The organism is Pseudonocardia acidicola, assembly GCF_012911935.1.
Lineage (GTDB): Bacteria > Actinomycetota > Actinomycetes > Mycobacteriales > Pseudonocardiaceae > Pseudonocardia > Pseudonocardia acidicola.
In genome coordinates this window covers 1-8,282 of the sequence record NZ_JAAXLA010000134.1, presented here as the reverse complement: position 1 = coordinate 8,282, position 8,282 = coordinate 1, and the positions used below count along the sequence as shown (strand labels likewise).

4 protein-coding genes and 1 pseudogene are annotated in these 8,282 nt (G+C 68.3%); 4 read left to right on the top strand and 1 reads right to left on the bottom strand.

Annotated elements, in window-relative coordinates; all coding sequences use genetic code 11:
* Positions 1-372: 372 nt before the first annotated feature.
* The gene (locus HF526_RS33830; RefSeq protein WP_169385729.1) at positions 373-2,094 is read right to left on the bottom strand and encodes a flavin-containing monooxygenase; all 1,722 of its coding nucleotides are present in this window, start codon (positions 2,092-2,094) and stop codon (positions 373-375) included.
* An 825-nt stretch (positions 2,095-2,919) separates the two neighbouring features.
* Here HF526_RS33830 and HF526_RS33825 point away from each other — a divergent pair.
* The 4 genes and pseudogenes from HF526_RS33825 to HF526_RS33810 all read left to right on the top strand — a co-directional run bounded on the left by HF526_RS33825 (position 2,920) and on the right by HF526_RS33810 (position 8,222).
* On the top strand, positions 2,920-3,201 hold the full coding sequence (locus HF526_RS33825) for a hypothetical protein (RefSeq protein ID WP_169385728.1): 282 nt from the start codon (positions 2,920-2,922) through the stop codon (positions 3,199-3,201).
* Positions 3,202-3,784: 583 nt separating this feature from the next.
* Positions 3,785-4,738 carry a sigma-54-dependent transcriptional regulator family protein gene (locus HF526_RS33820; protein ID WP_169385727.1) on the top strand — a complete coding sequence of 318 codons (954 nt, stop codon included), beginning with the start codon at positions 3,785-3,787 and terminating at the stop codon, positions 4,736-4,738.
* Positions 4,739-4,891: 153 nt separating this feature from the next.
* Positions 4,892-7,084 (top strand): annotated as a pseudogene (gene katG, locus HF526_RS33815) (catalase/peroxidase HPI); the annotation flags it as partial.
* 676 nt (positions 7,085-7,760) lie between these two features.
* Positions 7,761-8,222: an MSMEG_3727 family PQQ-associated protein gene (locus HF526_RS33810; protein ID WP_169385725.1), complete on the top strand. Its 462-nt coding sequence runs from the start codon at positions 7,761-7,763 to the stop codon at positions 8,220-8,222.
* Positions 8,223-8,282 lie beyond the last annotated feature (60 nt).

Below are 8,282 nucleotides of genomic sequence, written 5' to 3'. Positions count from 1 at the left end.
TCGTCGTGATCCTCTCGGTGAGTTCCTTGGTCGGTACTCATCAAGATCACGCGGTGGCCGTCTCACGTCACGACGCCACGCCGCTCACCAGCGAGGGACTCGTACACCACCTCCGGGGACGCAGCCGCGGGTCGGCTGCGGACAGGCTCCGTCAACGCAGTTCCCCGGCAATATCGTCCTTGACTGCCGGTACGCCCCAGCGGGCAACATCGACGGCCAAACTGCCTATTGACCTCTCCGGTCGCCGTGGCACCCGGTGAAGCGGGTGGCTCATCCGCCGGAGCGGGACGCTCGGGGTAGGCCGGCCCCGCGCTCGACGCGGCCGGCCTGCCGCTGGGCCTCCGGTGGAGTGGTAGGGCGTCTCCGATCTCCTCAGCCGATCACCGCGGGCGCCGTCTTGGCCGGGAAGCGACTGGCCGGACGCGTCCCGGTCACCGAGGTCTTTCCGTACGTGGCCATCCCGAACCCGTCGTAGCCGTGTGCCGCGACCTCCTCGCAGATCTTCCGGTAGTTTCCGACGCCGCCGACATACGGGTAGAGGTTGCGCGGCTTGCCCGGGATGTTCGCGCCGACCCACCACGAGTTCGCCATCGGCAGCAGCGTCGTCTGGGTCACCGCGTTGTGGTGGGCGACCCAGTCGTCCTCGGCCTCGGGCAGCGGCTCGATCTTGTCGAGTTCGTGCTCGCGCATGTATTCGATGCAGTCTGCGATCCAGTCGACGTGCTGCTCGATGGACACCGGCATGTTGCTCAGCACCGACGGGCTCTGCGGTCCGGTGATCATGAACATGTTCGGGAAGCCGTAGGTGGCGACGCCGAGGTAGGTCCGCGGCCCCTCGGCCCACTTCTCCTTGAGACCGACGCCACCCCGACCGGAGATGCCCATCTGGAACAGCGTGCCGGTCATGGCGTCGAACCCGGTCGCGAACACGATGGCGTCGACCTCGTACTCCCCGTCGCGCGTCCGCACACCCGTCGGGGTGATCTCCTCGATAGGTGAGCGCCGTACGTCGACCAGCGTCACGTTGTCCCGGTTGAACGTCTCGTAGTAGCCGTTCTCCAGCGGCGGCCGCTTCGTGAAGAAGGGGTGGTCCTTCGGCGCGAGGAGTTCGGCGACCTCCGGGTCGTGCACCCGCGCGCGGATCTGGTTGCGGACGAACTCGGAGGCCGTCTCGTTGGCCTGCGGGTCGATCAGGAGGTCGTTGAAGGTGAGGCCGATGCGGAAGCCGCCCTGCGCCCACGCCGTCTCGTAGATGCGTTGCCGCTCCTCCTCCGACACCGAGAGTGCGGTGCGGTCCGGAGCGTCGTAGGGGAAGCCGAAGCTCGTCTCCCGCGTCCGCTGCCAGATCTCCTTGTAGGTGGCCTTCGTCGTGCGCACGTACTCGTCGGTCAGCGGCCCGTTGCCCCCCGCGATGTCGTAGTTCGGGGTGCGCTGCAGCACGTACACGTGGGCCGCCTGCTCGGCGATCTCCGGGATGGCCTGGACCGCGGTCGCTCCGGTGCCGATCACCGCGACGCGCTTGCCGGTGAAGTCGACGCCACCGTGGGGCCAGCGCGCGGTGTGGTACTGCTCGCCCTGGAACCTGTCGCGTCCCTCGAAGTCGGGCGTGTTCACCGCGGACAGGCAGCCGACGGCCGTGATGAGGAACTTCGCCGTCACCCAGCCGCCGTCGTCGGTGCTGATCGCCCAGCGGTTGGCCGCCTCGTCGTAGTCCGCGGCGGTGACCCGGGTGCCGAACCGGATGTCGCGCCGGAGGTCGAACCGGTCGGCGACGTGCTGCAGGTACTTCAGGATCTCCGGCTGGGCGGCGAAGCGCTCGCTCCAGGTCCACTCCTGGAGGAGGTCTCCGGACAGCCGGTCGGAGAAGCTGTAGAAGTAGCTCTCCGAATCGCACCGCGCGCCGGGGTAGCGGTTCCAGTACCAGGTGCCGCCGACGTCGTCCGCCGCTTCGAGAACACGCACCGACAGGCCGAGTGTGTCGCGCAGGCGATGGAGCATGTACAGCCCCGAGAACCCGGCCCCCACGACGACCGCGTCGAATTCGGTGCCCGGTTCGGTGCCGGTTCCTGCGGTGTTCTGCTGCGCGTCGGACATACCTGTCTCCCGGTTGGTTCTCCTGGTCGCGTACTACCTCCGGCAGGACCTGCCGGCAGGGGAAGGGCATTGTTCGATCAGGCGGAGCGTGCGGTTCCACGCAGTTCTCAATGGCACTCCACGGATCGTCGAGGCTCAGCCGAGTCGAGTCGCGGCCGTCGCGTGGGCGACCGATCCCGCCAGGTGCTGCGCGGTTGCGTTCCGCCATCTCGACCCGGCGCGGCACGAATTGCGCCGGGCGGTGGTGTGCCGGAGTGTGAGCTGAGCCACGGCGTAGTGTCAAGGCTCGGCCGGCTGCCGGCCAGGTCTGCCGGTGGTCGATGACGTCGATACCGCAGGCCGGACCGAGTGTGCAGCGCCGAAAGGGATCTGCTCACTGCAAACGCTCGAAAGGCGAGCAGGTGGCAGCACGTCCGAGCTGACGTACGGAACTGTTGTCACGAGAATTGGGGTGCGTCGAACCTGCATCACCGGGCGATCGTGGGTTGTCCAGGAAGAAGACCACTCATGACACGTTGGGCAGCGGCGGTCGCGAGGATCGGTGTGGCGGGGGCGCTCCTCGTGGCTGTTCGGCGTCCACGGCGCTGCAGAACGACAGCGCGGCCGGCCCCACGGAGTCGACCCGAGCCCTCGCGGCGATCGAGTACCAACCGCGCTGCCGGCAGTCGGACCGGGACTGCGCGGTCCTCGGCCAGAACAGCGGCGACGTGCAGGCCGCGCAGAACGCCGAGACGACGTTCGACCCGCTCCCACCATGAAGACCTACGCGGTGGCGACCGCCGTGGCGGCGTACGGTCCGGACATGACCGACCTCGGGTACCGGCCATGAGCGCGTTCCCGTTCGACGGCGCCGGCTCCGACGACCGGGGATGGACGACGCCGACGGCCCTGAGACGGGGCGATGCGGCCTTCGACGGTGAGGGCGACGGCGTTGAGGCGGTGATCCAGCGGTGGCCCGGCGCGGGCTGCATCGACGCGTTCGGCCGTGGACTCGTGGAGGTTCAGCGGGCCAGAGCTGCACCGTCCGCGTTCAGTGCCTCAGCAGGCGACCCGCATCTGCCCGACGCCCAGGTCGGTGCCCCGGGCACCCGGGCTCGGCACGGCTGACGATCAGGCCGCACGCGAGATGGTCGCTTCCGCTGAGACCGCCGCGCTCGCACCGGCACCGAGGTGCGGCGGCGTGGGACCGTCGGGACAGGTGCAGCGACTCAGGTGACGCATGCAATTGGACGCGAAGCACATGTCGTACCCGATCCGCTCACCGGTCGCCGTGATCACGTACCTGCACTCCGACCTAGGGACGGAGAAAGTTCGCATACGACAAATAACAATCTCGCGGGGCGAGATGTTCCCGCGACGACCGGTGACGCACGTCGCCGCACCAGTGCGTCACGATCGTCCGACAGCAGGAGGACATCCGGTCGGGTCATCGGGTGGCACGGCACAACCGACCGGGTCAGCCGCGGATGTGGCGTTGCCGACTCGGCCCCGGCAAGGTACGTAGAGTAGGCAGTGTTGGCCTGTGGCGCAGCCCACAACGAGATGATGTCAACGACCAACGGGTGACGATGTCGACGACCCACGGCGCGGTGTCCAGTCCACGGTTGGCCTGGTCGTGACGCGCGGTCCCCGGGGTGAAGCGGGCGCATGCTGTCCGGCGTTGGGGATGGACCGAAGGCGGTTCTCCGTCATGAAGGATGTACACCGACTCGAGCCGACGTCGGCGAACCCGGGCGAGGACACCGTGTCCGCGGTTTGGGAACGGTTCGTGCAGGGCGAGGATCACGTCTCCGGCGTCCGGCCCGAAGTGGCGATCTCCTGGCACGGCTGCCGGGGGCAATATCGGGTGGACCCGCACCTGAGCGAGGCTCCGGTGGCTGTCGCGGAGATCGACCACACGCTCGAACACGACGTGGTGTCCACTGATGTGGGCGGTCTCGCGGCGTCTGTGGTACGAGAGTCGGACGGTTTCGCCGGCATTGTCGCCGTCGTCGACGCCACTGGCCGGATCCTGGCCTCGTGGGGCGATCGGACCGCCCTGACCAGAGCCTCCGACTCCGATCTGGCGCCCTGGTACTGCTGGTCGGAATGCGCGGCCGGCACGAACAGCAGAGGCACGGCGCTGGAGGCGTACGGGCCGGTGGTGATCAGGGGCGCGGAGCACCGGTGCCAGGCGTTCCACGACTCGGTGTGCGCGGGTATCGCGGTGCGTGATGTGCTGACCAGGGAGCCGATCACGGTGCTGAACGTCTCCTGCTGGCGCACCCAGCTTCCCCGGGCCGCGGGCGGATGGCTCGCTCACGCGGTCACCAAGACCCGGGGCACGCTGAGAAGGCGCGCCCGGGACAGCGGCGCCGAGTTGGTCGCCGCACACACCCAGGCCGGCGCCCGCTCCACTGCGGCGCTTGCCGCGGTGGACACCGCGGGCAGGGTGGTGATCGCCGATGAGACGGCGAGCGTGCTCATGGGTGTGCCCGCCCCTGCACCGGCGGTCGACCCCACGGCGCGATGGAACCCCGGGCTGCCGGAATCGATCCGGGCCGCCCGGTATGCCAGTAGGCAGGCGGCCCGCAATCCTGACCGGGTCGGTTTCGCGGTGGAAGGCGTCAGCGGTGCGCCGGGCGCTGGACATCTGAGTTTGTGAGCCCAACCTCCGTTCTCCGGAAGGATTCCCGTGTCTAGCCCTGACACCGTTGTTGGCCAGAGGAACGACCGAGACCGGGGTGCGGGTGCGCTCGGCGTCCCAGCTCCCGGCGCCCCGTCCGGCAAGCCCGGCCAGGCCCCCGCTGATGGCGGCGCGGGCGGACACACCGTCTCGGACAGACGACGCAATCACCCGACCGCGGGCGCGAGCAACCGCGACTGGTGGCCGAACCAGCTCAACCTGAAGATCCTCCGCAAGCACCCCGCCGTGGCCAACCCGATGGGCGAGGACTTCGACTACGCCGCGGAGTTCGCGACCCTCGACCTCGACGCCCTGGCGAGGGACGTCGACGAGGTGCTGACGACCTCGCAGGAGTGGTGGCCGGCCGACTTCGGCCACTACGGGCCGCTGGTGGTCCGGATGGTGTGGCACTGCGCCGGCACGTACCGCATCGACGACGGCCGAGGCGGCGCGGCCACCGGCATGCAGCGCTTCGCGCCGCTGAACAGCTGGCCGGACAATCGCAACCTCGACAAGGCGCGCCGGCTGCTCTGGCCGGTGAAGGAGAAGTACGGCCGCAAGATCTCCTGGGCCGACCTGATGATCTTCGCGGGCAACCGCGCCCTGGAGACGATGGGTTTCAAGACCTTCGGTTTCGCCGGCGGCCGCGCCGACGTCTGGGAGCCGGACGAGGACGTCTACTGGGGCCCGGAGCGCACCTGGCTCGGCGACGAGCGCTACCGCGGCGTCCGGGAGCTGGAGAACCCGCTGGCCGCCTCCCAGATGGGCCTCATCTACGTCAACCCGGAGGGTCCGAGCACCGTCCCGGACCCGTTCACCGCGGCCCGGGACATCCGCGAGACGTTCCGGCGGATGGCGATGAACGACGAGGAGACCGTCGCGCTGATCGCGGGCGGGCACACGTTCGGCAAGACCCACGGCGCGGCCGACCCGGACAAGTACCTCGGCCCCGAGCCCGAGGGCGCCCCCCTCGAGGAGCAGGGCCTGGGCTGGCGGAACAGCTACGGCACCGGAATGGGCACGGACGCCATTTCCAGCGGGCTCGAGGGCACGTGGACACCCACTCCGACGAGGTGGGACAACAGCTTCTTCGAGAACCTGTTCGGCTACGAGTGGGACCTGGAGCTGAGCCCCGCCGATTTGTGGCAGTGGATTCCGAGGGACGGCGCCGGGGCCGGCACCGTGCCGGACGCCCACGACCCGTCGAAGACACACCACCCGACGATTCTGACGACGGACCTCGCGCTGCGGTTCGACCCGGTCTACGAGCCGATCTCGCGGCGCTTCCTGGAGAACCCGGACCAGCTCGCGGACGCGTTCGCCCGGGCGTGGTTCAAGCTGACGCATCTCGACATGGGCCCGATCCACCGCTACCTCGGGCCACTGGTCCCGCAGGAGACGCTGATCTGGCAGGACCCCGTCCCCGCGGTGGACCACGAGCTCGTCGGTGCGGAGGACGTCGCCGCGCTCAAGCGCCGGATCCTCGACTCGGGGCTGTCGGTCTCCGAGCTCGTCTCCACCGCGTGGGCGTCGGCCTCGACGTTCCGCGGCAGCGACAAGCGCGGCGGGGCGAACGGGGCACGGATCCGCCTCGAGCCGCAGCGAGGCTGGGAGGTCAATGAGCCCGACACGCTGGCGCGGGTGCTGCGCTCCCTGGAGGGGATCCAGGAGTCCTTCAACTGCTCCCAGGCCGGGGGAAAGAAGGTCTCGCTGGCCGACCTCATCGTGCTGGGCGGGTCCGCCGCCGTCGAGAAGGCGGCCGAGGATGCCGGCCACGACGTGCAGGTGCCCTTCACCCCGGGACGCACGGATGCGTCGCAGGAGCAGACCGACGTCGAGTCCTTCGCTCCGCTCGAGCCGACCGCCGACGGGTTCCGCAACTACCGCGGGAAGGGCAACCGGCTGCCGTCGGAGTACCTGCTGATCGACCGCGCGAACCTGCTGACCCTGAGCGCGCCCGAGATGACCGTCCTCGTGGGTGGCCTGCGTGTGCTGGGCGCGAACTTCCGGCAGTCCCCGCTGGGCGTCTTCACCTCGACGCCCGGGTCGCTGACCAACGACTTCTTCACGAACCTGCTCGACACGGGTACGGAGTGGAAAGCGACCGAAGACGGCCCGACCGCGGCGGCCTTCGAGGGCCGTGACCGCGCCACCGGCGAGGTCACGTGGACCGGCAGCCGCGTCGACCTCGTCTTCGGCTCGAACTCCGAGCTGCGCGCACTCGCGGAGGTCTATGCGAGCGACGACGCGCGGGAGAAGTTCGTGCGCGACTTCGTGGCCGCGTGGGACAAGGTCATGAACCTCGACCGGTACGACCTCACCTGATCCTCTGTCGGGCGCTCAGATGTCGGGAGGGGCGTCGTGACCGGCCCGCCGGTGTTGATCAGGCGATTGATCAAGCCTGTTGCAGCCTTGTTCCTCGTAACGGTGGCGTATCGCCTACGAACGGTACCTGGCGGCGTACGAACGGCGCGCGCCAGCCCGAATTGGCGTTTACCCTTGTCGGCATGATTCATCCGGCGTAGAGTTCTGACTGATTACAGATTCGTGATCAGGCGTCGGACCACACAATTGGCTCGACGCGATCTCTCCTCATGCCGATATGTGCTGTCACAATCGCAAACAGATGTGCAATCACACTGAGACAAGGGAGTTGAAGTGGGAGTGCGTCGCGAAGGCCGTCGCCCGGCCGATTCGAGTAGACCCGGAAAGCTCCGAGGTCAAGTCGAAGACGAATGAGTCGGCAGTTGTAGCGGGTCACTGGTGATGGGCGGGCGGGGCTACGGGCGCATGAGCGACCTTCAGGGTCGACGCGTCCGAGTTCGCTGCCGACTGCTGTGCCGTGGCGAATCGGTAACTTGGTCAACAGGGCCATTTCTCATGTCGACCGGGTGTGTTCGTGTGCTCACCGGAAGGTTCTGAACCGGCTGCGAGGCGCCGCCGTGATCGCGGCCGACGCGAAAAGATGATACAGGGATCAGGGATTGGGAGGTGAAGTCCCATGACGACCGCGCAGGAGCGGGCCGACCTGCTCAGTAAGATCGGGTTGGACGTGCAGAACAAGGCAGGGATAGGTCGGGTGCTGGGGACCGGAAGCATCGGACAGGCCACGGAGAGAGCTGACGGTCGGATGGAAGCGCAGATCCGGATCCGGCCCGATGAGCTGAGCTTCGATCCCTCGATCCTGGTCATGCCGCATGGGGGTGACATCGAGCTCGAGCTCATCAACGATGATCTGAACACGCACTGCGCGCTCTTGCCGTCCAATGGCGACAGGAAATTCATCTGGTTGGTGAACCATTCGCGTGGAAGGGCGACCCTCAACCTTGACGGCCCGGGCTGCTACTACTACAGCTCGCCCACCGGCAACGACGAAGGCCGGGGACTGACCGGGGCCATCGTGGTGCTGGGGGATGTTCCGCCGGAGGCTCGCCTCGACCGTCCCGACCAGCCGCGGCCGTAGAAGGGAGCCGGTGATGACCGTTGAGTATGTAGACGCGGGTGAGGCTGTCGATCAGGGAAC